This is a genomic window from Novosphingobium acidiphilum DSM 19966 (assembly GCF_000429005.1).
In the GTDB taxonomy this organism is placed as follows: Bacteria; Pseudomonadota; Alphaproteobacteria; order Sphingomonadales; family Sphingomonadaceae; genus Novosphingobium; species Novosphingobium acidiphilum.
Genome location: NZ_AUBA01000010.1, coordinates 51,363 through 76,722 on the forward strand (window position 1 = coordinate 51,363; position 25,360 = coordinate 76,722).

22 protein-coding genes are annotated in these 25,360 nt (G+C 65.0%); 11 read left to right on the forward strand and 11 right to left on the reverse strand.

What is annotated here, in order from left to right; translation table 11 throughout:
• Positions 1 to 71: 71 nt before the first annotated feature.
• The 4 genes from dnaA to mnmA all read right to left on the reverse strand — a co-directional run bounded on the left by dnaA (position 72) and on the right by mnmA (position 5,175).
• Entirely contained in the window at positions 72 to 1,592 is a 1,521-nt protein-coding gene (gene dnaA, locus G404_RS0110330) for a chromosomal replication initiator protein DnaA (RefSeq protein WP_028641011.1), read from the reverse strand.
• A gap of 481 nt (positions 1,593 to 2,073) precedes the next feature.
• Positions 2,074 to 2,334 (reverse strand): 30S ribosomal protein S20, encoded by a 261-nt coding sequence (gene rpsT / locus G404_RS0110335; RefSeq protein ID WP_028641012.1) that lies wholly within the window; start codon positions 2,332 to 2,334, stop codon positions 2,074 to 2,076.
• Between the two features lie 199 nt (positions 2,335 to 2,533).
• A complete protein-coding gene (locus G404_RS0110340; protein WP_028641013.1) occupies positions 2,534 to 3,910 on the reverse strand; it encodes a cytochrome P450 in 1,377 nt (458 codons plus the stop codon).
• A 107-nt stretch (positions 3,911 to 4,017) separates the two neighbouring features.
• On the reverse strand, positions 4,018 to 5,175 hold the full coding sequence (gene mnmA / locus G404_RS0110345; RefSeq protein ID WP_245584486.1) for a tRNA 2-thiouridine(34) synthase MnmA: 1,158 nt from the start codon (positions 5,173 to 5,175) through the stop codon (positions 4,018 to 4,020).
• A gap of 149 nt (positions 5,176 to 5,324) precedes the next feature.
• On the opposite strand from mnmA, the gene G404_RS0110350 reads away from it, so the two are divergent.
• From G404_RS0110350 to G404_RS0110380, 7 genes are all read left to right on the forward strand, one after another.
• Positions 5,325 to 5,672 carry a hypothetical protein gene (locus tag G404_RS0110350; protein ID WP_156906272.1) on the forward strand — a complete coding sequence of 116 codons (348 nt, stop codon included), beginning with the start codon at positions 5,325 to 5,327 and terminating at the stop codon, positions 5,670 to 5,672.
• Positions 5,665 to 5,964: a CtrA inhibitor SciP gene (sciP, locus tag G404_RS0110355; RefSeq protein ID WP_028641016.1), complete on the forward strand. Its 300-nt coding sequence runs from the start codon at positions 5,665 to 5,667 to the stop codon at positions 5,962 to 5,964. The genes G404_RS0110350 and sciP overlap by 8 nt, the downstream gene beginning before the upstream one ends.
• Before the next feature lie 320 nt (positions 5,965 to 6,284).
• Entirely contained in the window at positions 6,285 to 7,490 is a 1,206-nt protein-coding gene (locus G404_RS18775; RefSeq protein ID WP_425411631.1) for an efflux RND transporter periplasmic adaptor subunit, read from the forward strand.
• 22 nt (positions 7,491 to 7,512) lie between these two features.
• Positions 7,513 to 10,932 carry an efflux RND transporter permease subunit gene (locus G404_RS18780; RefSeq protein WP_051280546.1) on the forward strand — a complete coding sequence of 1,140 codons (3,420 nt, stop codon included), beginning with the start codon at positions 7,513 to 7,515 and terminating at the stop codon, positions 10,930 to 10,932.
• 53 nt (positions 10,933 to 10,985) lie between these two features.
• On the forward strand, positions 10,986 to 12,188 hold the full coding sequence (locus tag G404_RS0110370) for a DUF445 domain-containing protein (protein WP_211230770.1): 1,203 nt from the start codon (positions 10,986 to 10,988) through the stop codon (positions 12,186 to 12,188).
• Positions 12,189 to 12,198: 10 nt separating this feature from the next.
• Positions 12,199 to 12,717: a GNAT family N-acetyltransferase gene (locus G404_RS0110375; protein ID WP_028641018.1), complete on the forward strand. Its 519-nt coding sequence runs from the start codon at positions 12,199 to 12,201 to the stop codon at positions 12,715 to 12,717.
• Positions 12,718 to 12,837: 120 nt separating this feature from the next.
• Positions 12,838 to 13,515 (forward strand): type 1 glutamine amidotransferase domain-containing protein, encoded by a 678-nt coding sequence (locus G404_RS0110380; protein ID WP_028641019.1) that lies wholly within the window; start codon positions 12,838 to 12,840, stop codon positions 13,513 to 13,515.
• 89 nt (positions 13,516 to 13,604) lie between these two features.
• Here the strand turns inward: G404_RS0110380 and G404_RS0110385 are convergent, their stop codons facing one another.
• The 4 genes from G404_RS0110385 to G404_RS0110400 all read right to left on the reverse strand — a co-directional run bounded on the left by G404_RS0110385 (position 13,605) and on the right by G404_RS0110400 (position 18,467).
• Entirely contained in the window at positions 13,605 to 14,855 is a 1,251-nt protein-coding gene (locus G404_RS0110385) for a cation:proton antiporter (protein WP_028641020.1), read from the reverse strand.
• A gap of 96 nt (positions 14,856 to 14,951) precedes the next feature.
• The gene (groL, locus tag G404_RS0110390; protein WP_028641021.1) at positions 14,952 to 16,595 is read right to left on the reverse strand and encodes a chaperonin GroEL; all 1,644 of its coding nucleotides are present in this window, start codon (positions 16,593 to 16,595) and stop codon (positions 14,952 to 14,954) included.
• 46 nt (positions 16,596 to 16,641) lie between these two features.
• Positions 16,642 to 16,929: a co-chaperone GroES gene (gene groES, locus G404_RS0110395; RefSeq protein ID WP_028641022.1), complete on the reverse strand. Its 288-nt coding sequence runs from the start codon at positions 16,927 to 16,929 to the stop codon at positions 16,642 to 16,644.
• 122 nt (positions 16,930 to 17,051) lie between these two features.
• The gene (locus tag G404_RS0110400) at positions 17,052 to 18,467 is read right to left on the reverse strand and encodes an MATE family efflux transporter (RefSeq protein WP_028641023.1); all 1,416 of its coding nucleotides are present in this window, start codon (positions 18,465 to 18,467) and stop codon (positions 17,052 to 17,054) included.
• 73 nt (positions 18,468 to 18,540) lie between these two features.
• On the opposite strand from G404_RS0110400, the gene G404_RS18785 reads away from it, so the two are divergent.
• The 4 genes from G404_RS18785 to G404_RS0110420 all read left to right on the forward strand — a co-directional run bounded on the left by G404_RS18785 (position 18,541) and on the right by G404_RS0110420 (position 23,424).
• Entirely contained in the window at positions 18,541 to 18,978 is a 438-nt protein-coding gene (locus tag G404_RS18785; RefSeq protein WP_028641024.1) for a c-type cytochrome, read from the forward strand.
• Positions 18,979 to 19,157: 179 nt separating this feature from the next.
• Positions 19,158 to 20,672 carry an aldehyde dehydrogenase gene (gene adh / locus G404_RS0110410; RefSeq protein WP_425411635.1) on the forward strand — a complete coding sequence of 505 codons (1,515 nt, stop codon included), beginning with the start codon at positions 19,158 to 19,160 and terminating at the stop codon, positions 20,670 to 20,672.
• A 177-nt stretch (positions 20,673 to 20,849) separates the two neighbouring features.
• Positions 20,850 to 22,058 carry an MFS transporter gene (locus tag G404_RS0110415; RefSeq protein ID WP_051280520.1) on the forward strand — a complete coding sequence of 403 codons (1,209 nt, stop codon included), beginning with the start codon at positions 20,850 to 20,852 and terminating at the stop codon, positions 22,056 to 22,058.
• 43 nt (positions 22,059 to 22,101) lie between these two features.
• Positions 22,102 to 23,424, forward strand: coding sequence for an NRAMP family divalent metal transporter (locus G404_RS0110420; protein ID WP_051280522.1), 1,323 nt, complete (start codon positions 22,102 to 22,104; stop codon positions 23,422 to 23,424).
• 85 nt (positions 23,425 to 23,509) lie between these two features.
• On the opposite strand, the gene rplL is transcribed toward G404_RS0110420, so the two are convergent.
• The 3 genes from rplL to G404_RS0110435 form a co-directional block, all read right to left on the reverse strand.
• Complete coding sequence (rplL, locus tag G404_RS0110425) at positions 23,510 to 23,881, reverse strand: 50S ribosomal protein L7/L12 (protein WP_028641028.1); 372 nt, start codon at positions 23,879 to 23,881, stop codon at positions 23,510 to 23,512.
• A gap of 60 nt (positions 23,882 to 23,941) precedes the next feature.
• Entirely contained in the window at positions 23,942 to 24,457 is a 516-nt protein-coding gene (gene rplJ / locus G404_RS0110430; RefSeq protein ID WP_028641029.1) for a 50S ribosomal protein L10, read from the reverse strand.
• 342 nt (positions 24,458 to 24,799) lie between these two features.
• A complete protein-coding gene (locus G404_RS0110435) occupies positions 24,800 to 25,006 on the reverse strand; it encodes a hypothetical protein (RefSeq protein ID WP_156906273.1) in 207 nt (68 codons plus the stop codon).
• Between the last annotated feature and the right edge of the window lie 354 nt (positions 25,007 to 25,360).

A 25,360-nucleotide genomic window follows, 5' to 3' on the forward strand; every position in this document is an offset into this window, starting at 1 on the left:
TTACGGGATGCAAGGGCAATGGCCCTTGCCCGCCGGAGGCAAAAAACCGCCCGCCGGAGGCGTCCTTCCCGTCAGTCTTCCAATTGCCGCAGCAACGTCCGCACATCGCCGTCCATTTCGGCGTCGCGCGTGCGCAGTTCCTCGATCAGGCGCACTGCGTGGATCACGGTCGAATGATCGCGGCCGCCGAATTTGCGGCCGATTTCGGGGTAGGACCGCGGCGTGAGCACTTTGGCGAGGTACATGGCGACCTGGCGCGGCCGGACGACTGCGCGGGCGCGGCGCTTGCTGGCCATTTCGGTGCGGTCGACGCGATAGAACTGGCACACGGCGCGCTGGATTTCGTCAATCGTGATGCGGCGGCGGTTGGCGGACAGGATGTCGGTCAGCTGTTCTTCGGCCAGCTGCAGCGACACCGGTTGCCCGGTCAGCTGGGCATAGGCGATCAGTTTGTTCAGGCCACCGACCAGTTCGCGGACATTGCGGTTGATCGTGCGCGCCAGAAACTCGATCACGTCGGCGGGCACCTGGGTGCTGGCAAAGCGCGACAGGCGGTGTTCAAGGATCTTGCGGCGCAGATCGATGTCGGCGGGCTGGATATCGGCAACCAGGCCCATCGACAGGCGTGACAGCAGGCGTTGTTCGACCCCGTCGAGCGCCTGGGGGGCGCGATCGGCGGCGACGACCAGGCGCTTGCCCGCGCCGAGCAGCGCATCGATGGTGTGGAGGAATTCTTCCTGCGTGCTGGATTTGCCGATGATGAACTGGATGTCGTCGACCAGCAGCAGGTCAAATCCGCGCAGGCGGGCCTTGAACTCGATCATTTCGTGGCTGCGCATGGCCTGGACGAATTCGATCATGAAGCGTTCGGCCGAGCAATAGAAGATGCGCGCGCCGGGGCGTGCGGCGGCATAGGCATGACCGATGGCGTGCAGCAGGTGGGTCTTGCCCTGGCCGGTCGAGGCCTTGAGGTAGAGCGGCGAAAATTGCGGGGTTTCGATCGCGGCCATGCGCTGTGCGGCATTCAGCGCCAGCACATTGCCCGCGCCCGATACGAATTCGGCAAAAGTCAGCGACGGGTCGAGGCCGCTTTGCGTGCCCGACAGGGCATCGGCTGCGCTGATCGGGGCGGGCGCGCGATGGGCTGCCACAGGCGCATCGCCGGGCAGGCGCAGATCGGGGGTGGCGCGGCGGCGCGGGTGAACGCTGATGCGCACCTGGTTCACTTCGGACCGGGCAATTTTCCATGCCAGCGACAGGCGATCGGCAAAACGGTCGGACACCCAGTTGGCCGAAAACTCGGTCGGCAGGAACAGGTCCAGCGTGCCGGTTTCCTTGCAGAAGGTGCCGACCTGGATCGGTTTGATCCACTGGCTGTGCAATTGCGGGCCCAGGTCCTTTTTCAGGCCCTGGCTGATGTCGGCCCAATCGGCGGCCAGGCCGACCGCTTCGCTGTCATCGACGCCGGCGGCATCCCGGTTCTTGCGCGGGGCGTGCCCGCCATGATCGCGCGTCGCCAAACCACCTGCCGTGCCGGTGGTGCCCAGACTGCGTCCCGAAGGCCCACCATTCATGTAATCGTCGATCTTCACGGTGTATGGTCTCGCCTGTCGTTGTGTACCGCGACAGCCCCCCGCCGCGACAGAAACACCTTCTCAATCCGCCCGGACATAGGCCCGGGCGGCCGAGTGGTGGCCAATGGTTCTGGATCACCGTTGCGGGAATCGACCCTGATGGGGCGGCACCGCAACGATCCGAGCCCCTGTCTATTGGCGACTGGCCGAGATTCGCAAGCAGAAGAACGCAAAGGATCTGAAATAAATATCCTTGACACCAGTGACACCATGGAAATTTTTTAAGTATTTGAAAAGATTGACAGTTGCCCGTGGGGGACCGGCGAATCGCGATGAATCCGCCATTTAGCCTTCACACCCCTGTCATCGATCTGTCATCGAAGCGGGCACGAAAAAGGCTGGCGTGAAACACGCCAGCCCCAATCTGGATGACCCATGCACTGTCCCTGAGGGAAAGTGCCTATTTAGGGTTCTGCGCCGGTCCCGATTCGGGTCCGAATCAGAGCGCCGCGACGCGCTTCGACAGGCGCGATACTTTGCGGGCAACCGTGTTCTTGTGCAGCACGCCGCGTGCCACGCCGCGCGCCAGTTCGGGCTGCGCCGCCTTCAGCGCGTCGGCTGCGGCAGACTTGTCGCCGCCTTCAATCGCCGATTCGACTTTCTTGACGAAGGTGCGGATGCGCGAAAGACGCGCGCCATTGATGGCGGCGCGGTTTTCGTTGCGGCGGATGCGCTTGCGGGCTTGCGGCGTGTTGGCCATGTTGTGTTCGCTTCTCGTCCTATGGCGGCCCACCAGGTGAGGGGCCGAACAATCTCGTGGTTGCTGCCAGTATCAATCCGGTCATGCCCCGGGCGTGGTGGCGGCTGAACGGGCACCAGGGCCTGGTCAATCGGTACGCACGGGACAGGCGGGCAAGCCCGCAGGAAAGGCGCGCCCATATCGGCCCCTGCGCTGCTCGTCAACAGATTCGCCGCAATTCCAGCCGCAAGCCGTCGCGCGGGCGCGGAATCGGCCAGGCCTGCCAGCGCGGGGCATAGCCGGGCGCTGCGCTTATGTCATAGCGCGTCAGGATGTGATGCGCCAGTATTCGCGTCTGCATCGTGGCAAAATGCAGGCCCAGACACATGTGTGCCCCGCCGCCGAACGGCACCCACGCGTATTTGTGGCGTGCGGCCACTTTGTCGGCGGTAAAGCGCAACGGATCGAACCGCAGGGGATCGGGCCACAGCGCGGGATCGGTGTGGACATAGGCCGGATTGATCCCGACCGTGGTTCCTGCCGGAATGCGATGGCCGCCAAAGGTGAAATCGCGCAAGGCCCGTCGCGGCAGTGCCGGGACCGGCGGCATGATGCGCAAGGCTTCCTTGAAGGCCAGATCGGTCAGTTCCATGCGGCCAAGGTGGGCATGCGCGATAGGCCGGCCGGCTTCACCTGCAACCGCCAGCGCCTCGGCGCGCAGGCGGTCCTGCCACTGGGGATTTTGCGCCAGCTGCCAGATCAGCGTGGTGAACGAACTGGTGATGGTGTCGTGCGCGGCCATCAGCAGAAAGATCATGTGATCGACCACCACGTCGGCGGGCAGCAGGCTGCCGTCATCGCGCGTGGCCAGCGCGAACTGGCTGAACATGTCCTGCCCCGGATTGGCACGGCGTTCGTCCAGCAGCTGGGTAAACCAGCGCGCCATCAGCCGGCGCCCGGCGACCCCGCGGCCCATTGCGGTGAACGGCAAGGGGCGACGGATCGGCGCGACCGAGGCCTGGACCATCGCGGTAAAGGCATGGTTCAGCCGGTCTGCCTCGGGCCCCAGCGGGATGCCCAGAAAACTGGTCGCCGCGGTTTGCAGCGTCAGTGTCTTGATCGCGTCGTACATGCGCAGGCCAAAGCGGTCTGCGCCGTTGCCCCAGGCCTGTGTCGCGCTGGCGATATCGCGATTGAGCAGGTCGCAATAGGCCTTCATCGGTTCGGGCTTGAACGCGCCCTGCAGCGCGCGCCGGTCGATCCGATGGGCATCGTGATCCATCAGCATCAGGCCGCGCGGGAACAGCTGGTTGAGGATCGGGCCCCAGCCCTGTTCGCTGGAAAACAGCCGGTCGCGATCGAACAGCACCAGCTCGTTGGCCTCGGGTCCGATCAGGTCGACCCCGCGCTGGCCGAAACTGCGGCTGCGATAGACCGGGCCATAGGTTGCGATCATGCGCCGGGCAAAGCCGTCGGGATCGGCCAGCTGCATCAGCGTGGTGCCCACCACCGGCCAGCCGTCTTCGCCGGGGATCGCATCGAGCGCGGCATCGCCGGGATAGCGCACCCAGTGGGGATTGCCCCGATCGGTCTGCATATCGCCGGAACGGTCCGGCGCAAGCACGGTGCTGGCCACGATGTCTGTCTCCTCGTTTGCAAGACTAATGACATGAATGTCAGCAACGCGAAAGGGGAACCGGGTGCCTATTGCGTGCGGTCGATCCAGCCACCGCCGACCACGCGTTCCCCGGCATAGATCACCGCGGCCTGCCCCGGTGCCACGCCGAACTCGCTCTGGCAGAACCGAATCGTGGTGGCCGCCCCGTCGCCCAGCGGCCCGTCGAGCACGATCGGTACCGGCTTGGCCAGCGAACGCACTTTGGCGGTCAGCGCGGTGCCGTGCGGCAACGGGCCGATGCGGTTTGTATCGATCAGGTGCGCGGCATCGACCGCCAGCAGCGCGCGCGGGCCGACCAGGACCCGTGCGCCGGGCGCGTCGAGCGCGATGACATACAACGGTTCGGCCTGGCCGCCGATTTCCAGCCCGCGGCGTTGGCCGACGGTGAAATGGATGATGCCCTTGTGCGCGCCCAGCACCGCGCCGGTCTGGGCGTGGACGATATCGCCGGGCCGCGTGCCTTCGGGGCGGATCGCGCTGACCACGCGGGCATAGTCGCCATCGGGCACGAAACAGATGTCCTGGCTGTCGGGCTTGGCCGCGACCCCCAGGCCCATGGCCGCGGCGATCGCGCGCACATCGCTTTTGGGCAGGCCGCCCAGCGGAAAGCGCAGATAGGCCAGTTGCGCGTCGGTCGTGCCATACAGGAAATAGGACTGGTCGCGCGCCGGATCGATCGCGCGCTGCAAGGTGATCGCGCCGCCATCGTCGACGCGCCGCACATAATGGCCGGTGGCCAGGCAATCGGCGCCAAGGTCCTGCGCCATGCGCAACAGGTCGGTGAACTTGGGCCCCATGTTGCAGCGGATGCACGGGATCGGGGTGCGTCCTTGCAGATAATCGTCGGCAAAGCGTTCGACCACGGACGCGCGAAAATCGGATTCGTGGTCGAACACATAATGCGCAAAGCCCAGTCGGTCGGCCACGGCGCGCGCGTCGCGGATATCATCGCCCGCACAGCAGGCGCCCTTGCGCCCGGTGGCGGCGCCGTGATCATACAACTGCAAAGTCATGCCGATCACTTCGGCTCCGCTTGCCGCGGCCAGTGCTGCAACCACCGAACTGTCGACCCCGCCCGACATGGCAACCACGATCCGGCAATCGCGCGCCGGGCGCGGCAGGTCGAACAGGGCGGCCGGATCGGTCATCGGATCGGCGCAAATCGGGGCGTTGGCGGCAGTCATCGGCGCGCCATAGGCGTTTTTGCGCGGCCGCGCCATGGCCTGTGCGGCCGCAGGGCAACCGTTTCGTCGCGCTTAACTATGGCTAACTTCGGGTAAAGGCGGCCTTTACCGTCCTTTATCCACGTCGGGGGTAAGACCGGTGCATGGACATGGCTTTTTCCGATTCTCGTGCGATCGAATCGTACGACATCCCCGGCGGGCGGCGACCGCTCGGCTGGAGCGAACTGTGCGCCAGGCTGGTGGCGGCGCAGGATTTGCGCCGTCTGCAGTCGGGCGCGGACATCCGCCCCGGCGTCACGGCGGGCGGCACCGCCACAGGCGGCAGCTTTCACCTCGCTGCGGCGCATATGCTTGAACACCATGGTGCACCGCAAGGTTTTGTTAACTCAACCTCTTCAGTCAATAGAAAAGACAATCAGGGCACATCATCGGGCAGCCGCGAAAACCCGCTGACCGAGTACGCTCAGCGCCAAGCCGACGAGAACTGCCATGATTGAAAATCAGAAGATCAGGCCTGCACAGGTGATCGGGCCCCTTGGCGAGCCCCTGACGATCGACAGCCTGCCACCGCCCAGCACCACGCGCTGGGTCGTGCGGCGCAAGGCCGAAGTGGTCGCCGCGGTCAACGGCGGTCTGCTGACAATCGATGAAGTGTGCGCACGCTATAACCTGACGCTTGAAGAATTTGCCTCGTGGCAGCGCGCGGTCGATCGTTCGGGCATGCAGGGCCTGCGGGTGACCCGCATCCAGCACTATCGCGACCTTTACGAGCGGCAGCAGAAATACTAACCGCCTGACGCGTCTTTTTCCGCTTGCACACAGGCTGCCGGTCGTGACCGATCGGCGGCCTGTGCCGTTTGGGCATGCGCGGCATTGTCCGGCGCGCGCAAGTCATGCCAGTTTCGCAGCAAGTCGTTCGTAGAGCGCGAATTGTAACTTGTCGGAACACGCTCTATGCGACCATCAGGACTGCTAGGGCCAGACATGGCCTGATGCAGCATTTTGCATTAAACGGAGTCCGGCACACCGAAGCGGGCGATTGCGCCGATCCGATCCGGGATCACGCGCCGATCGGGGTGCCGGCGATTGGGAATGGTTGTGTGGATACCGTGACGACCCGAACAGACACGATCGGAACCGGCGCACAGGCCGATATCGCCTACGTCGAGCGCCGCCGCGGCCCCTCGCTGCGGGTGGTGCTGATCGGCCTCGGGCTGGTCGCGCTGCTGGTGCTGGGCGGCTGGTTCGCCGCGTCAAAGATGTCTGCCGCGCCTGTGGCGGCACAAGCCGACGCCAATGCCCAGTCCGTCACGGTCGTGGTGCCGGGCCGGATCACGGTACAAGGCTCGGTAACGGCCAGCGGCGCCCTGGCGGCGCGGCGCGATCTGCCGGTGGGCGTCGCCGGCGAAGGCGGCAAAGTGGTGCAAGTGCTGGTCGATGCCGGCAGCTGGGTCAACAAGGGCCAGGTGCTGGCGGTGGTCGACCGTTCGGTCCAGTCCGAAGAAATTGCCAGCCAGGCAGCCACTGTACAAGTGCAGGAAGCCAATGCCCGCCTGGCGCAGAGCAAGCTTGACCGGTCGCTGAAGCTCGTCGCCAACGGGTTCATTTCCAACGCCGATATCGAACAGCTGGTGGCCACGCGCGATGCCGCCATGGCCCAGGTGCGCGTGGCGCGCGCCACACTGGGCCAGTTGCGCGCAAGCGCCGCACGGCTGAACATCGTTGCGCCCGAAGCGGGTCTGGTGCTGACCCGGCAGGTCGAACCCGGCCAGATCGTCAGCCCGGGCAGCGGCACGCTGTTCCGCATTGCGCGCGATGGCGAGCTGGAAATGCAGGCGCGTCTGTCTGAAAGCAATCTGGCGCGCATGGCGGTGGGCGATCCCGCCGATGTCAATCCGGTGGGCACGGCCCAGCATTTCACCGGGCATGTCTGGCAACTGGCCCCGGTGATCGATCCGACATCGCGTCAGGGCATTGCGCGCATCGCGCTGCCCTTTGACAAGGCGCTGCGCCCGGGCGGGTTTGCCACGGCAACCTTGCATTCGGGCACGACCACCGCACCGATCCTGCCCGAATCCGCGATTTTGTCCGATGCCAACGGCGCCTATGTCTACGTGGTGGGCACCGACAACAAGGTCGCCCGCCGCGCCATTGCCATCGGCGATGTGACCGCTTCGGGAATTGCCGTGCTCAAGGGTTTGAACGGCGACGAACGCGTCGTGCTGCGTGCCGGCGGGTTCCTCAACCCCGGTGACAAGGTCAAGCCGATGCTTGACGGCGGCGCGGCGGCCGGTCCGCCTGCGCGCGCCAAATGATCGGGCGAAAGAGGGCGGCGCCATGAACTTTCGCAACTTGTCCGCCTGGTCGATCCGCAACCCGGTGGTGCCGATTGTCCTGTTTCTGGGCCTGACCGTCATCGGCGTGTTCGCCTTCATGACAATGAAGGTGCAAGACACCCCCGATATCGAATTTCCGCTGGTGATCGTCTCGATCTCTCAGCCGGGCGCGGCGCCCACCGAAATCGGCAACCAGATCACCCAGAAGATCGAAGCCAGCGTGCGTTCGATTGCCGGCGTCGATACGATCACCTCGACCGCCGAAGAAGGCCAGAGCACCACCCAGGTCCAGTTCAAGATCGGGCAGGACATCAACGCCGCGGTCAACGAAGTGAAGAACGCGGTGGACCGGGTGCGCGGCGAATTGCCCGAAGGCATTCTTGAACCGCAGGTGTTCAAGGCCGAAACGTCATCGAGTCCGATCGCCTACTTTGCGGTGGCCGCCGACGACATGACCATGGAACAGCTGTCGTGGTATATCGACGACACGGTGGCCAAACGGCTGCTCGCGGTGCCGGGCATGGCCGAAGTCAAACGGTCGGGCGGGGTCGATCGCGAAATTACCGTTACGCTCGATCCGGCGCGAATGATCGCACAAGGGATTACCGCAACCCAGATCAACCAGGCTCTGCGCCAGGTCAATCTGAACGCGGCCGGCGGTCGGGCCGAAGTGGCCGGTTCGCGCCAGACCGTGCGTGTGCTGGGCAACGCGCGCACCGCGTTCGACCTCAGCCAGGTCGAAGTCGGGCTGGCAATGGGGCATTCGGTGCGGCTGGCCGACGTGGCCGATGTGCGCGACGGGTTCAGCGAAGTGACGTCGGTTGCCAAGTTTCACGGCAAGCCGGTGGTTACCTTCAGCATTGCCCGCGCGCGCGGCGAATCCGACGTGTCGGTCTATGACCAGGCGGTCAAGCAGCTGGACCAGCTTGAGGTCGAACAGGGGCACCGGGTGCGTTTCACCAACCTGTTCAATTCCGTCTCCTATACCCGTGAACAGTATCACAGCTCGATTTCGGCCATGGTCGAAGGCGCGGTCCTGGCAGTGATCGTGGTGTTCTTTTTCCTGCGCGACTGGCGCTCGACGATCGTGTCGGCGCTGGCGATCCCGTTGTCGTCGATCCCCACGTTCTGGGTGATGACGCTGATGGGTATCACGCTCAACACGATGTCGCTGCTGGCGCTCGGGCTGGTCGCGGGCGTGCTGGTCGATGATGCGATCGTCGAGATCGAAAACATCGTGCGCCATATCCATATGGGCAAGACACCGTTCCAGGCGGCGATCGATGCCGCCGACGAGATCGGTCTGGCCGTGGTCGCAACCACGTTCTCGATTGTCGCGGTGTTCCTGCCGGTGGCGCTGATGCCGGGTGTGTCGGGCCAGTTCTTCAAGAATTTCGGCATGACCGTGGTGGTCGCGGTGCTGTTCTCGCTGCTTGTGGCGCGCATGATCACGCCGATGGTTGCGGCCTATTTCCTGGCACCGCAGGGCAGCCGCGAACATGGTGGCGGTGCATGGATGGACCGTTACATGACGGTGCTGCACTGGTCGCTCGACACCAGCAAGGCGGCAGCGCGGCGCATCGGCCTGGTGCCCCGGCGCGGCGCCTGGTGGTATCCGCTGGTGCTGATCCTGATCGGTGTCATCGCGCTGTTTGCGTTCGGATCGGGCTTTGGCGCGATCAACACGCCGCTGTCGCTGATGGGACTGCCCGCGGCGATTGCGCCTGTTGCCGGGCTGATCGGCGGCGTCCTGGCGGCGGCACTGGTGATTGTCGTGGCAACGGTGGTGGTGCGCCTTTGCGGCGGGCGCCTGGCGCTGTGGTATGGCTGGATCGGCATGCGCATGCGGGCGCGGCTGTTCGATCATCGCGTGTGGATGCTCGGCATCGGGCTTGGCGCGCTGGTGCTGACTTTCGTGCTGATGGTGGCTTTGCCGACGCAGTTCTTTCCCGACACCGACATGAACGAAAGCCAGGTCGTCATCGAGATGGTGCCCGGCACCACGATCCAGCAGACCGAGGCCAAGGCCGATCAGGTGCTGGCGCTGGTCGAACACCAGCAGGAAGTGGGCATCGCGCTGGAAGACATCCGCGAAGGCAAGGCGAACCTTTACATCCAGCTGCGCCCCGATCGCAAACGCACCTCGGTGCTGTTTGAACGCGCTCTGACGCCGGTGCTGCAAAAGGTGCCCGATGCACGGGTCAGTTTCGCCAACCAGAACGGCGGCGGACCCGGCGGTGGATCGGGCCGCGCGATCAGCGTGATGCTGTCGGGTTCGGACCCGGACCTGTTGCAACGCACCGCCCAGACGCTGGTTGATCAGATGAGCGCGCTGAAGCAGGTGGTCGGTCCCCGGATCAGCGCCGATCTGCGCCGCCCGGAAATCGTCATCACTCCGCATTTCGATCTGGCCGCTTCGATGGGCGTGACCACCCAGACGCTTAGCCAGGTGATCCGCATCGCCACGCAGGGCGAAATCAACCAGAACAGCGCCAAGTTCTCGTTGTCGGATCGCCAGGTTCCGATCCGGGTCAAGCTGCCGGTGGCATCGCGCCGCGATCTGACCACGCTGGAAAATCTGCCGGTGCCAACGCTTGCCGGCGATTCGGTGCCCTTGTCGCGCGTCGCCACGATCGGGTTCGGATCGGGCCCGACCTCGATCCAGCGGTACAACCAAAGCCGCCGCGTGTTCATCGGTGCCGACCTGCCGCCGGGCATGCAGAAAGGCACGGCGATGGACGCGATCAACCGTCTGCCGATCATGCAGCATCTGCCCGATGGCGTGGCCAACAAGGCCGCGGGCGAAGACCGCTTTCAGGAAGAGCTGATGCGCAATTTCGGCGCGGCGCTGGGATCGGGCATCCTGCTGGTGTTTTCGGTGCTGGTGCTGCTGTACCACCGCTTCATTTCGCCGCTGGTCAACATGGCATCGCTGTTTCTGGCGCCGCTGGGCGGGCTGTTGCTGCTGGCGGTGACGGGCAATGCGATTTCGTTGCCGGTGTTCATCGGCATCCTGATGCTGTTCGGCATCGTGGCCAAAAACTCGATTCTGCTGATCGATTTTGCCATCGAGGAAATGGCGGGAGGCAATCCCAAGCACACCGCGATTATCGAGGCCGGGCACAAACGCGCACAGCCGATCGTGATGACCACTGTGGCGATGGTCGCCGGCATGGTGCCCACCGCGCTGTCGCTGGGCGGCGATGGTGGCTGGCGCGCGCCGATGGGGATCGTGGTGATGGGTGGCCTGACGCTGTCGACCATGCTGACCCTGCTGATCGTGCCCGCCGGGTTCAGCCTGGCCGACGGCGTGGAAAAGCGCCTCGGACCCTGGCTTGCGCGGTATTTGCTGACACCCAAGACCGATCCACTGGCGGATGAGGCGGTCGCGGCAGCCAGCCGGATGCACCCGGCCGAGTGACGCGCGCGGCGCGCCACCGGCCCGCGCTGTTTCCGGCAGACCCCGGCCGGCGCATGCGGCTGGTGGCCGGTGCGTTGCTGGTGATCATGGCAGGCCTGTTCGTGGTGGCGCGGCACCTGGCGACACGCCAGCCTGCCTGGGGTTACGCCGCCGCCTTTGCCGAGGCGGCAATGGTGGGGGGCCTGGCCGACTGGTTTGCGGTGACCGCGCTGTTCCGCCGCCCGCTGGGCCTGCCGATCCCGCACACCGCGATCATCCCGGTCAACAAGGACCGTATTGCCGACAGCATGGCCGCATTCCTGCGCGCCAATTTCCTGACCCCGCCGGTTGTCGCCCGGCGGCTGCACCAGTTTGATGTGGCGCGCGTGCTGGGCAATTATCTGGCCAATCCGGCGCGCGGGTCGGGCCGCATCGGCGACAGCCTGGGCAGCCTGATCGCCGAGATCCTGGAAACGCTCGACCCCGAAAAAGTCGGCCGCCCGGCCAAGGCGATGGTGCGCGCACAGATTGCGCGGGTCGACCTGGCCCCGCTGGCCGGGCACGTGCTGGCCGGGATGATTGCCGATGGACGGCACATGCCGCTGATCGACAGCGTACTGCGCCGCGCGGGCGCGCTGCTCGAAGCCAACGAAGCCGCCTTGCGCGGCCTGATCCACGATCGCGCCAGCACGCTGATGCGCTGGACCGGGCTGGACGATCGGCTGGCCAATGCGCTGCTCGATGCGCTTTATGCCTTGCTGGCCGAAACCCTGATCGATCCGGCGCACCCGATGCGGCGCAAGATCGACGTATCGCTGGACAGTTTGGCCCACGATCTGATCGGTGATCCGGCAATGGCGCAGCGCGTGGCACGGATGAAGGACGATGTGCTGGCCAATCCGGCTTTTGCCACCTGGCTGGATGGCGTGTGGGAACGCAGCCGCACCGGCATGATCGCGATGCTGCGTGCACCGGGCGACGGCACCGGCGAACTGGGTGCAGGCCTTGCCGGGTTTGGGCGCGCTTTGGGCGATGATCCGGCTTTGCGCGCCATGGTCAACCGCTTTGCCCGCCGCGCGCTGGCGGGGCTGGCCAGCCGGCATGGCGATGATATCGTGCGTATCGTGTCGGAAACGGTGCGCCGCTGGGATGCGCGCACGGTATCGGCGCGGATTGAAAGCGCGGTCGGGCGCGATCTGCAATTCATCCGTATCAACGGGACACTGGTGGGCGGGCTGGTTGGCCTGGCCTTGCACGCAGCCGAAGGTTTCGTTTAACCTGAGGCCCATGACCGAACCCGTGCTGATCACCGACCGGCTGGAACTGTACAGGCCGCAAGCCGGCGATCTGGCTGGCCTGTCCGCGTTGATTGCCCCCGACGCGGTGCGCCGGCACCTTGGCAACCGCCCGCCTTCGCTGGCCGACAGCTTTGCCCGTCTGGCGCGCAATGCCGGCAGCTGGGCGCTGCATGGCTATGGCACGTTTGTCGTGCGCGAACGCGGCAAGCCCGACATCATTGGCAATTGCGGGCTGTTTCACAGCTGGCGCGGGTTTGACGCGTTCAACGACGTCGTCGAAGCGGGCTGGATCATTGCCGAGCAGGCGTGGGGTCGGGGCTATGCCACCGAAGCGATGGAGGCGGCGCTTGGCTGGTTTGATCGCCAGCATGGTGCGTGCCGCACGGTGGCGCTGATCGCACCGGACAACCGGGCTTCGCACGCGGTGGCTGCGCGGCTGGGATTTGTGGCCTTTGGCGAAGATGTGCTGGAAGACCATAGCATGATCCTGCTCGAACGCGGCCGCTGACCCGCCTTGCAGGTGTGCACGCGGGGGTGGTGTTCGGGGCTGTGCGTCCCCATATCCGGCGCCCCCCCCCCTTTGCACTGACGCCATCTGCGCAGCGCAACCCGATGTATTGGACTTGCCATGAAAATCCTGATGGTTCTGACCTCGCACGACGCGCTTGGCTCGACCGGCGAAAAGACCGGCTTCTGGCTCGAAGAATTTGCCGCGCCCTACTACGCATTTCTCGATGCCGGGGCCGAGGTTACGCTGGCCAGCCCCAAGGGCGGTCAACCGCCGATCGATCCCAAAAGCGACGCGCCCGATGCCCAGACCGACGCCACCCGCCGCTTTGCCACCGACCCGGCGGCGCAGGCGGCGCTGGCCCGGACCTTGCCGCTGGCAACGGTTACCCACGATGCATTTGACGGCGTGTTCTATCCCGGCGGCCACGGGCCGTTGTGGGACCTGGCGCAATCGCGCACCTCGATCGCGCTGATCGAGGCATTTGTCGCCGCGCACAAACCCACCGCCTTTGTCTGCCACGCGCCCGGCGTGCTGCGCCATGTGACCACCACCGACGGCAGGCCGCTGGTTGCGGGACGCAAGGTCACCGGATTTTCCAACAGCGAAGAGGCCGGCGTGGGCCTGACCGATGTGGTCCCCTTTCTGATCGAAGACGTGTTCACCGGGCAGGGTGGCGATTATGAAAAGGGCGCCGACTGGGCCCCGCATGTGGTGGTCGATGGGCAGCTGATCACCGGCCAGAACCCGGCCAGCAGCGCGCCTGCGGCCGAAGCGTTGCTGGCCAGCCTGGCGTAACCGGGCGTGGCAACAGGCGCGGGGGCCGCTTGGCGGCTTGCGCGCCTGTCGCGCGTCGCACGTGCGCGCTCAACGATCGACCGGCAACATCATGCCGCGGCCGGATCGGGCGTCAGGCGCCTGATCACCGGACCCAGCGTCAGGCTTTGGACCAGGACCGAAAAGATCACGACGGCAAAGGTGGTCGCCACGATCAAGTCGTGCGGCGGCCCGCGGGGCAGGGTGAAGGCCAGGGCCAGGCTGATGCCGCCGCGCAGGCCGCCCAGCGTCAGGATCATGCTGGCGCCGCGCTCGTTGTGGCGCAGGCTGAAATAGGCGCCCCACGGAACGACGACCATCAACCGGGCCAGCGCGACAAGCACGATCGAACACAGCCACACGCGCATTTCGCCAAAGTCGAACGGAATGACGAACACCTGAAGCCCGGTCAGCAGGAACAGCAATCCGGTCAGCAGTTCGTCGACCAGATGCCAGAACCCTTCGACCGTGCGCCGGCTCGATTCGGTCATTCCGATCTGAACGCCGTAGGATCCGATCAGCAGGCCCGCCGCCGCCGCCGCGATCGGACCCGACACGTGGAACGCCAGCGCCAGCGCATAGACCCCGGTTGCCAGCGCGAGCGAAGCGGTCAGTTCCACGACATAGTCATCAACGGTGCGCAGGATCGCGATGGCCAGCCCGCCCCCGCCGATGCCCAGCACCAGACCCCCGCCGACTTCGAATACGATCTCGGCCGCGGTTTGCAAAAATCCGGGCGCCACGCCGCTGGTGGCGAAGGCCAGCGCGGCGGTGAATGCCACCAGCCCGACCCCATCGTTGAACAACGCCTCGCCCTGCAACACCGCAGCCAGCCGCTGTGACAGCACGCCCGACCGCGCCAGGCCCATCACCGCAACCGGATCGGTCGGACTGATCAGCGCGCCGAACACCAGTGCCCAGGGCAAGGGCAACGCCAGGCCGACCGCGCCTGACACCCACCATACCCCGAACCCCACCAGCGCGGTGGAGGCAAACACGCCAAGCGTGGCCAAAGTCCAGATGGCCAGCCGGCGCCGCCTGAATTCACCCAGATCCACCTGCATGCCGCTGCTGAACATGAGGAATGCCAGCATGTAACTGACCACGGCCTCGCTGAAATTCAGCCGGGCAATTTCGCCGCGGACCGAATCGAATCCCCAGAACGGGCCGATGAACGTCTGCGCCACAAACAGCAGTCCGGCCGAGGCAATCCCCGCGGCCAGCATCGCCACGCTCTGCGGCAGCGCGAATGTACGGGCATTGATCCAGCCGACCAGCGCCATCACACCCAGGAAAATCGCGGTGATCTGAAACAGGTCCATCGGCGCAGTCTATCTGCATGGGCGCATAAGAAAAAGGGCCGGAAAGGTGTCCCTTTCCGGCCCGATTTCGTGCTGATTGGCGCGCGTGGCGTGGACTTAGAAGTCCATGCCGCCCATGCCGCCCATGCCGCCGCCGGGCATTGCCGGGGCGCCCTTATCTTCGGGGCGTTCGACGATCGCGGCTTCGGTCGTGATCAGCAGACCGGCAACCGATGCAGCATCCTGCAGCGCGGTACGCACGACCTTGGTCGGGTCGATCACGCCGGCGGCCTTCAGGTTTTCGTAGATGTCGGTCGAGGCGTTGAAGCCCAGATTTTCATCGCTCTGGTCGAGCAGCTTGCCGGCGACAACCGCGCCGTCAAACCCTGCGTTTTCGGCGATCTGCTTCACCGGCGCGGTGATCGCGCGACGGATGATGTCGATGCCGCGCGTCTGCGCTTCGTTGACACCCTGCAGGCCGTCAAGCGCGCGGGTGGCATAAAGCAGTGCGGTGCCGCCACCGGGGACGATGCCTTCTTCGACGGCTGCGCGCGTGGCGTGCAGGGCGTCGTCGACGCGGTCCTTGCGTTCCTTGACTTCGACTTCCGAAGCGCCACCGACCTTGATCACGGCAACCCCGCCGGCAAGCTTTGCCAGACGTTCCTGCAGCTTTTCACGGTCATAGTCGCTGGTGGTGACTTCAACCTGGGCCTTGATCTGCTCGACGCGGGCCTTGATGTCGTCAGCCGAACCGTTGCCGTCGACGATCGTGGTGTTGTCCTTGTCGATGGTAACCTTCTTGGCCTGGCCAAGCATCGCCAGGGTCACGGTTTCCAGCTTGATCCCCAGATCTTCCGAGATCATTTCACCGGCGGTCAGCGTGGCGATATCGCCCAGCATCGCCTTGCGACGATCGCCAAAGCCCGGCGCCTTGACCGCAGCGATCTTCAGGCCGCCACGCAGCTTGTTGACCACCAGGGTGGCCAGTGCTTCGCCTTCGATGTCTTCGGCGATGATCAGCAGCGGACGACCGGTCTGCACCACGGCTTCGAGGATCGGCAGCATCGCCTGGAGCGACGACAGCTTCTTTTCGTGGATGAGAATATAGGGATTCTCCAGTTCCACGATCATCTTTTCGGCGTTGGTGATGAAGTAGGGCGACAGATAGCCGCGGTCGAACTGCATGCCTTCAACGACATCGAGTTCGAATTCGAGGCCCTTGGCCTCTTCCACGGTGATCACGCCTTCCTTGCCGACCTTTTCCATCGCTTCGGCAATCTTTTCGCCGACTTCGACGTCGCCGTTGGCCGAAATCACGCCGACCTGGCTGATTTCCGACGAACCGCTGACCGGGGTCGAGCGCGACTTGAGATCGGCGACAACCTTGGTCACGGCCAGATCGATACCGCGCTTCAGATCCATCGGGTTGATCCCGGCGGCAACCGAACGCAGACCTTCGCGAACGATCGCCTGGGCCAGCACGGTGGCCGTGGTGGTGCCGTCACCGGCCTTGTCGTTGGCCTTCGAGGCCACTTCGCGCAGCAGCTGCGCGCCGAGGTTTTCGAACTTGTCCTTCAGTTCGATTTCCTTGGCAACCGTCACACCGTCCTTGGTGATGCGCGGCGCGCCAAAGCTTTTGTCGATCACCACGTTGCGGCCCTTGGGCCCAAGCGTGACTTTTACCGCGTCGGCAAGAATGTCGACACCCTTGAGAATGCGTTCGCGCGCGTCGCGCGAAAAGCGGACTTCCTTGGCAGCCATTGTACCTGTTCCTTATGAAATCGGGTTGGAAATTCGGATGATTCGCTCAGCCAACGATGCCGAGGATGTCCGATTCCTTCATGATCAGCAGGTCTTCGCCTGCAACCTTGACTTCGGTGCCGGACCACTTGCCGAACAGCACGCGATCGCCAACCTTGACGTCGAGCGGGGTGATCGTGCCGTTTTCGGCGCGGGCTCCCGTGCCGATGGCGACAACTTCGCCTTCAGCCGGCTTTTCCTTGGCGCTGTCGGGGATGATGATCCCGCCGGCGGTTTTTTCCTCGGCTTCGACGCGGCGCACCAGCACGCGATCGTGCAGCGGACGGAATGACATGGGTTGCTTGCCTCTCATTTCGACGATCGGCCGATATCAGCCGGATCGAGGTTGCGAAATTTTCTGGCACTCAAGCATCGAGAGTGCCAGCGAGGCGGATATGGGTTCGTGGCAAGGGGCCGTCAAGAGGGGTGGGCAACAGATTCTTCGATAAACGATCGATCGGCCGACAGCAGCCCCAACCGATCGCGATGATACCAGCGCCACATGAGCAGCGCTGCCACCACGACCAATCCGATCAGCAGTCCGAACCACACGCCAAGCCCGCCCAGCGGCGTGAACAGCCCCAGATAGACCGCGGTGCCCAGCCCCGGCACCCAGTATCCGAACAGGGCGATGGCCATCGGCACGCGCGTGTCCTGAATGCCGCGCAACAGCCCGGCGCCCACCGTCTGCGCCCCGTCAAACAACTGGAACGCGGCCGCCACGCTCATGTACCGCACGGTCAGGGCAACCAGCGCGGCATTGGCGGGCAGCGCGGGATCGAGATAGACCACGATGATCGTGCGTGGCGCAAACAGCAGCAGCGCTGCGGCCAGCGACATGAAACCGACCCCGGTCAGGAACGCGACATTGCCCGCAACCCGGATGCCGTGGCGATCGCCGGCGCCGAATGCGCGGCCCACGCGGATCGTCGCGGCCTGGGCAATGCCGAAGGGCACCTGGAACGTCAGCGCGGCAAATTGCAGCGCCAGCGTGTGCGCCGCCAGCGGCAACGGACCGATCCGTCCCATCAGGAACGCCGCGCCGCTGAACAGCCCGGCCTCGGCCAGGATTGTCGCGGTCATCGGCAGACCGATGCGCAGCACATCGCGCAAACGTACGCTATCGCTGCGCCACCAGCGCCCGAACAGGTGATAGCGGCGCAACCGTCGATCGGCAGCGATCACCATGACATACAGCAGCATGGTGCTGGCGCTGGTGATCACGCTGGCCAGTGCCGCGCCGCGCAGGCCCATTGCGGGCAGACCCAGATGGCCGAACACCAGCATCCAGTTGCCCGCACCGTTCAAAGCCACGGCCAGCGCGGTGATGGCCGTGCCCACCCCCGGACGGCCCAGCGTGGCGACCGTTCCGCGCAGCAGCGCACCCATCACCGCCGGGATCGCGGCCCACATCAAGACCTGCATGAACGGCACCGCCAGCGCGATGACCACCGGATCCTGTCCGGTCAGCGTCAGGATCGGGCCGAGCATCAGGCATACGCCCATCGCCAGGATCGCCGCACCAAACCCGGCCCAGGCGGCCATCCGGAACGACCGGCGCACCTCGCGTACGGCGTGCGAACGGCGGCCCAGTTCTGCCGCGATCAGGGGGGACGCCGCACCGACCAGCCCGGTCAGGCTCCAGATCAACAGACCGAACAACGATACCGCCAGCGACGATGCCGCAAGCTGGGCCTGCCCCAGCCGCGACACGAACACCACGTCGAGCGAAAACACGGCCATCTGCAACAGGTTCGCGGCGACCAGCGGCCCCGCCAGCCCCAGCGTGGCGCGCCATTCGGCATAGAGCGTGCGAGGGGGGCTTTCAAACATGGCGGGGGTGCCATAAGCGGATCATCGCCGATAGGAAAGGCAAACCGGGGCCGGGATCGGGATGGGAACTGACATGTCTTCGCTACGCATCGTGATCGCCCTGGTGCTGGCCGGGCTGCTGGCGTCGTGCGACGATCCCCGACCCGATGTCACCGTCGATGCGGGCGATCCCGAAACCGTTGCTGCCGGCGATGGCCCGGCGGGCGCGGTGGCACGCGGTGCGGCGCCGGTCGCCTTCGGAATCTGCCGATCGTGCCATTCGGTCGAAAAGGGCCAGACCATCGTAGGCCCCAGCTTGTGGGGCGTTTATGGCAGGCGCATGGGTGATCTGCCGGGCTATGACTTTTCGCAAGGAATGAAGGCATCGGGGCTGGTGCTCAACGATGCCACGCTCGATCGCTGGTTGGCCAATCCGGTCGCCATGATCCCCGGCACCCGCATGGGATACGCCGGGCAACCCGATCCTGAAAAGCGCCGGCAGATCATCGCCTATCTGAAAACCCTGCACTAGGCGGCCACACCGCCTAAGGTCTGACTCGCCAGATCATCCAGCGCGGTGCACTCTCCAGCCCGACCCGCTTGCAATTTCTGCGCGCGGGTACAGGATCGCATCGGCACGGCCAGACACCGGAACAACCGGGCCGCCGCGCAGGAATATGCAACCGTGGAGAGGACACAGTCATGAACGTGATGGCCGCAGACGCCGTGCAGGCGCTCGTTTCGCCGTTTGCCAAACGCTACGACAATTTCATCGGGGGCCAATGGGTCGCACCGGTTGACGGCCGGTACTTCGACAATATCTCGCCGATCACCGGCCGCGCAGTGTGCGAAATCGCCCGATCGGGCGCCGCCGATATCGAACTGGCGCTTGATGCCGCGCATGCCGCGCGCGCCGCGTGGGGGCAGACCACGGCCGCGGCGCGCGCGTTGATTCTCAACCGCATTGCCGACCGCATGGAAGACAACCTGGAAAAGCTGGCCACGGCCGAAACCTGGGACAATGGCAAGCCGATCCGCGAAACGCTGGCCGCCGACATGCCTTTGGCGATCGATCATTTCCGCTATTTCGCCGGGTGCATCCGTTCCCAGGAAGGATCGCTGTCGCAGATCGACGAAGATACCGTCGGCTATCACTTCCACGAACCGCTGGGCGTGGTCGGGCAGATCATTCCGTGGAACTTTCCGATCCTGATGGCGGTGTGGAAACTGGCGCCGGCGCTGGCCGCGGGCAATTGCGTGGTGCTCAAACCCGCCGAACAGACCCCGGCCTCGATCATGGTGCTGATGGAACTGATCGCCGATCTGCTTCCCGCAGGGGTCATCAATGTGGTCAACGGCTTCGGACTTGAGGCTGGCAAGCCGCTGGCGTCGTCCAGACGCGTGGCCAAGATCGCGTTCACCGGTGAAACCTCGACCGGGCGGCTGATCATGCAATATGCCAGCGAAAACCTGATTCCGGTCACGCTGGAACTGGGCGGCAAAAGCCCGAACATCTTTTTCGCCGATGTTGCCGCGCACGACGATGATTTCTTCGACAAGGCGATCGAGGGCTTTGTGATGTTCGCGCTCAACCAGGGCGAAGTGTGCACCTGCCCCAGCCGCGCGCTGATCCAGGAATCGATCTATGACCGGTTCATGGAACGCGCGATCAAGCGGGTAGAGGCGATCGTGCAGGGCAATCCGCTGGACATCAACACGATGATCGGCGCGCAGGCCAGCGCCGAACAGCAGGACAAGATCCTGCGCTACCTGCAGATTGGCCGCGATGAAGGCGCGCAAGTGTTGACCGGCGGCGGTGTGGCAAGCCTGTCGGGCGATCTGGCCGGCGGGTTCTATATCCAGCCCACCGTGTTCAAGGGCCACAACAAGATGCGCATCTTTCAGGAGGAAATCTTTGGCCCGGTGGTGTCGACCACCACGTTCAAGGATGCCGATGACGCGCTGCAGATCGCCAATGACAGCGCCTATGGCCTGGGCGCCGGGGTGTGGAGCCGCGATGCCAACACCTGCTATCGCTTTGGCCGCGCGATCCAGGCCGGGCGGGTGTGGACCAACTGTTATCACGCCTATCCGGCGCATGCTGCGTTCGGCGGCTACAAGCAGTCGGGCATCGGGCGCGAAACGCACAAGATGATGCTGGATCACTATCAGCAGACCAAAAACATGCTGGTCAGCTACAGCCCCAAGAAACTGGGCTTTTTCTAAGCCACCTGGCGTGGTCGGCACTCCGTGGTCTGTGTGTGGCCCAACCGGCAATTGGCCTGGAATGGCGCGGCAAACGGCAGCGGGGTCCCGCGATCTGTCCCGGGGGGGCGACCGTGGGTGACTTTGGCAGATACGCCCCATAAGATTGCCCGACGCAAGCAAGCGCCGGGGGCCAGCATGACCACGCATACCATCACGCCGGCCCGCCCGGTCATCGCCTTGCTGGTCGGGCTGCTGGCGTTGGCCGTGCTGCTGAACTTTGTCGATCGCGGGGCAATCGGGATTGCCGCGCCGCTGATGGGCAAGGCGCTGGGGCTGTCGGCGTTGCAATTCGGCGTGGCCGCTTCGGCCTTTTTCTGGACGTATGGCCTGGCGCAGCCGTTCATTGGCATGGCTGCCGATCGCTGGCCGGCGGCGCGCGTGCTGGCGGTGTCGGTGGCGCTGTGGGCCACGGCCACGCTGCTGACCAGCCTGGCGGCAGGGCTGAGCATGCTGATCATGCTGCGGCTGATGCTGGGGCTGGGCGAGGCGGCGCTGTTTCCGGTGACGTCAAAGCTGATTGCCGAACACGTGCCCCACCATCGGCGCGGGCTGGCCAATGCGGTGATTTCGGTCGGCCTGGCGCTGGGGCCCGCGATCGGCACGTTGGCAGGCGGGCTGATCCTGGCGCGTTATGGCTGGCGCTGGGTGTTTTTTGCATTCGGCCTGATGACCCTGGCCTGGCTGGTGCCGTGGACCATGCTGGGCGCGCGTCTGCCGCAACCGCGGCCAGGCGGCACGGGCGCGCGGCCGTCGAGCATCGGGGCGCTGCTGTCGCGGCGCGGCTTGTGGGTGATGGGTGCCGCGCATGCGCTGGCCAATTACGGCTTTTTCTTTGTGGCGATCTGGCTGCCGACCTATCTGGTCAAAGCGCGCGGGCTGTCGATCCCGACGATGACCTGGCTGGCCACGGCCACGTATCTCGCGCAGGCCCTCGCCTCGCTCGGCTGGGGGCAGCTTGCCGACGTGCTGGTGCGGCGCGGGGCGGCGGCCTCTGGCGTCAAGCGGTGGTTGTGCGTGGTGGCGGAAATCGGCTCGATTGCCGGGATCGCGGGCATCGCGCTGGCCGCAGGGCCGGGGCAATTGCTGGCTGCACTGGTGGTAACCGGGGTGTTTCTGGGCTGTTTGCCGACGATGGTGTTTGCGCTGGGCCAGATCCATGCCGGCGCCCGCGATGCCGCGGGCTGGATGGGGGTGCAAAGTGCCATCGGCAGTGTGTCGGGGGTGGTCGGCCCGGTGGTAACAGGCGCGATCGTCGATGCCACCGGCAGCTTTTCCGGGGCCTTTGCCTTTGCCGGGGTGGTCTGCGCGGCAGGGGCCGCGGTGTTTGCCTTTGCCGTGCCGTGATCGGCGCTGTCGGTCGCGGCCACAGGGGGCTATGGTCCCGCCCATGACCATGCCCGATGTCACACCAGCGCCGCCCGATTTGCCACGCGGTTCCGCCATCCGCACGCTGTGGGGCAAAATTGCGGCGCATCCGCTGGCCCAGATCGGCCCCGGCCTGATCACGGGGGTTGCCGATGATGATCCCAGCGGCATCGCCACGTATTCGCAGGCCGGTGCCCAGTTCGGGCTGAACATGCTGTGGACGATGCCGCTGTGTTATCCGCTGATGTCGGCGGTCCAGTTGATGTGTGCGCAGATCGGACGGGTGACCGGCAAAGGGCTGGCTGCCAATATCAAGGGGGCATTTCCCCCGGTGGTGTTGCGCACGGTGATCGTGCTGCTGCTGGTTGCCAACACGCTGAACATCGCCGCCGACGTCGCCGCCATGGGCGAGGCGGGCGAACTGGTCACGGGGATCAATCGTCACCTGATGACGCTGGTGTTTGTGGCGCTGACGCTGGCGCTGCAGATTGGTGTCGCCTATCACCGCTATGTCTTTTATCTCAAGTGGTTGACGCTGTCGCTGCTGGCCTATGCGGCGGTGTTGTTCACGGTGCGGGTGCCGTGGGGCCAGGTTGCGCTGCGCACGGCGTGGCCGCACTTTGCGCTTAACGCCACTTCTGCGGCGATGATCGTGGGCGTGTTCGGCACCACCATCAGCCCCTATCTGTTTTTCTGGCAGGCGTCCGAAGAGGTCGAGGACATGCACCGCCACAAGGGCCGTGGCCTGATCGGGCACGATCCGGCCATCGCCCGCGCCGAATTGCGGCGCATCCGCTGGGACACCTGGTCGGGCATGGCGTTTTCGGATCTGGCGGCGTTTTGCGTGATCCTGGCAACCGCCGTCACGCTGCATGTCAAAGGCGTGACCGATATCACCACCGCGGCGCAGGCGGCGACGGCGCTGCGGCCCCTGGCCGGGCAATTTGCATTTGTGCTGTTCACCACCGGGCTGATCGGGGTGGGCCTGATCGGGGTGCCGGTGCTGGCCGGATCGGGGGCCTATGCCGCGGCCGAGGCAATGGGCTGGAAATCGGGTCTGGAACGCAATTTCAGGCGCGAGCCCGGCTTTTACGGGGTGATCGCGGTCAGCGTGTTGCTGGGCCTGGGCATCCAGTATTCGCCGATCAGCCCGATGAAGGCGCTGTTCTGGAGCGCGGTGATCAATGGCGTGGTGGCGGTGCCGCTGTTGGCGGTGATCTGCCTGCTGATCGCGAAAAAGGCGGTGATGGGTGAATACACCGGCAATCGCTGGCTGATCGGCATGGGCTGGCTGACCACGGCAATGATGGGCGTGGCGGCGGTGTGCATGTTTTTGCCGGGCTGATCAGAAAAAGGGGCGACCCCCGCAAAGGAGCCGCCCCTTTTTGTGCAACCCATGCCCGCCCCCGATGGGCGCGGGCATAACCGGATTACTTGATTTCGACGGTGCCGCCGGCAGCTTCGACCTTGGCTTTGATTTCTTCGGCTTCAGCCTTCGAAATGCCTTCCTTGATCGCCTTCGGAGCGGCTTCGACCAGAGCCTTGGCTTCGGTCAGACCCAGCGCGGTGATCGCACGGACTTCCTTGATCACCTGGATCTTCTTGCCGCCGTCACCGGTCAGGATGACGTCGAATTCGGTCTTTTCTTCCACCGCAGCAGCGGCTTCGGCAGGGGCTGCGGCCACGGCCACGGCAGCAGCGGCGCTTACGCCCCATGCTTCTTCCAGAGCCTTGGCAAGGTCAGCGGCTTCCAGAACGGTCAGCTTCGACAGTTCTGCAACGAGATTGGCGATATCGGCCATGATGGTTACTCCTGAGATGGGTGCGCCCGAACATTGGGCAAATGGTGGTGTGAACCTGTCTTACGCGGCATCTTTTTCGGCGTAGGCGGCAAAGACGCGTGCCAGCTTGGCCGCCGGAGCGGTGACAACCTGGGCGATCTTGGTCGCGGGAGCCTGAATGAGGCCGATGAGCTTTGCACGCAGCTCGTCGAGCGACGGCATCGAGGCAAGTGCCTTGATTCCATCGGCGTCGAGCACGTGGCTGCCCATTCCGCCGCCCAGGATTTCGATCTTGTCGCAGGTCTTGGCGAAATCGACGACGGCCTTGGCGGCGGCGACGGGATCGGCAGAGGCTGCAACTGCGGTCGGGCCGGTGAACAAGTCACCGATGCCGACATAGTCGGTGTCCTGGATGGCGAGCTTTGCAAGACGGTTCTTCGCAACCTTGTAGGTCGCGCCGGCTTCACGGATCTTCGTGCGCAGGGCGGTGGACTGGGCCACCGTCATGCCGAGGTTGCGGGTGATCACCACCGCGCCGGCCTCGCTGAAAACACCATGAAGATAGGCGACCGAATCGGCTTTTTGCGAACGATCCATGCCTTACTCCTTCACAAATGGTCGCACGGGGCGATGCCCGTATGACCGGCTACGTGTGTCCGCACCGGATGCGCCAAAGGCGCAGCCGTTGCGGGCGAGTCCGTATCAACGAGGGAAGGAGAAGCACCCGGAGGCGCGCGGCACCCGATCCAGCAGGATCACGGGGCCGTTGAAACTCTTTTCCCCGCCTAGGCTGGATGATTAAGCCACCGATGGTGGCACCAGCTGTCTCGGACGGATGACCCATGCGGGCAGGCCCGCCGTGGTCAGGGCCGGGCCATTAGCAGGACGCGGGGAAGAGTCAAGGAACCGCGGGGAAAGCCCCGGGGCGGCTATCGCGGTTCAGCGCAGCCGGACGACCGATTGCGTCATCGCCAGTTCGGGCAGCTTGACCGGCTGGTGGTGATGCTGCGTGGCGTGGCGTGGCACCGGGTGCAGCGCGGCCATCACCAGCGCGACCAGGCCGGTGACCCACTGCATGAGCGATGCGCCGATGATCGATTTGGTGATGATCGATTTGCTGATGATCGACATGCTGATGTGTAACATGAACCAGCAGCCCCCGCCTGGAACGGCTAATCGTGATTCGCGCACATGTCATAAATCAGAATTCTCCCGCCGTCGATGGGATCGTGCGTGATTTGACAAGCCGCACGCGCAACCCTACATGGCGATGCAAGTCCGGCGTTTCGAGCAAGGCTTTCCCATGCGCGGGGGAAGGCCACGGAAGGAAACGGCGGATCTCCATCTGACGCGGCAGGCTGCAGCCGATGCTACCTTTTGCCCAGCTTTGACAAGCGGGCGGCGGTGTGCGTCCGGCTGGCGGCCTTTTGCTGCTTCTGATGGCGCCATCGCCCGCGCGTGGCATTATTCCTGCCGGTTTATCCGGCCATTCGAGCAAAG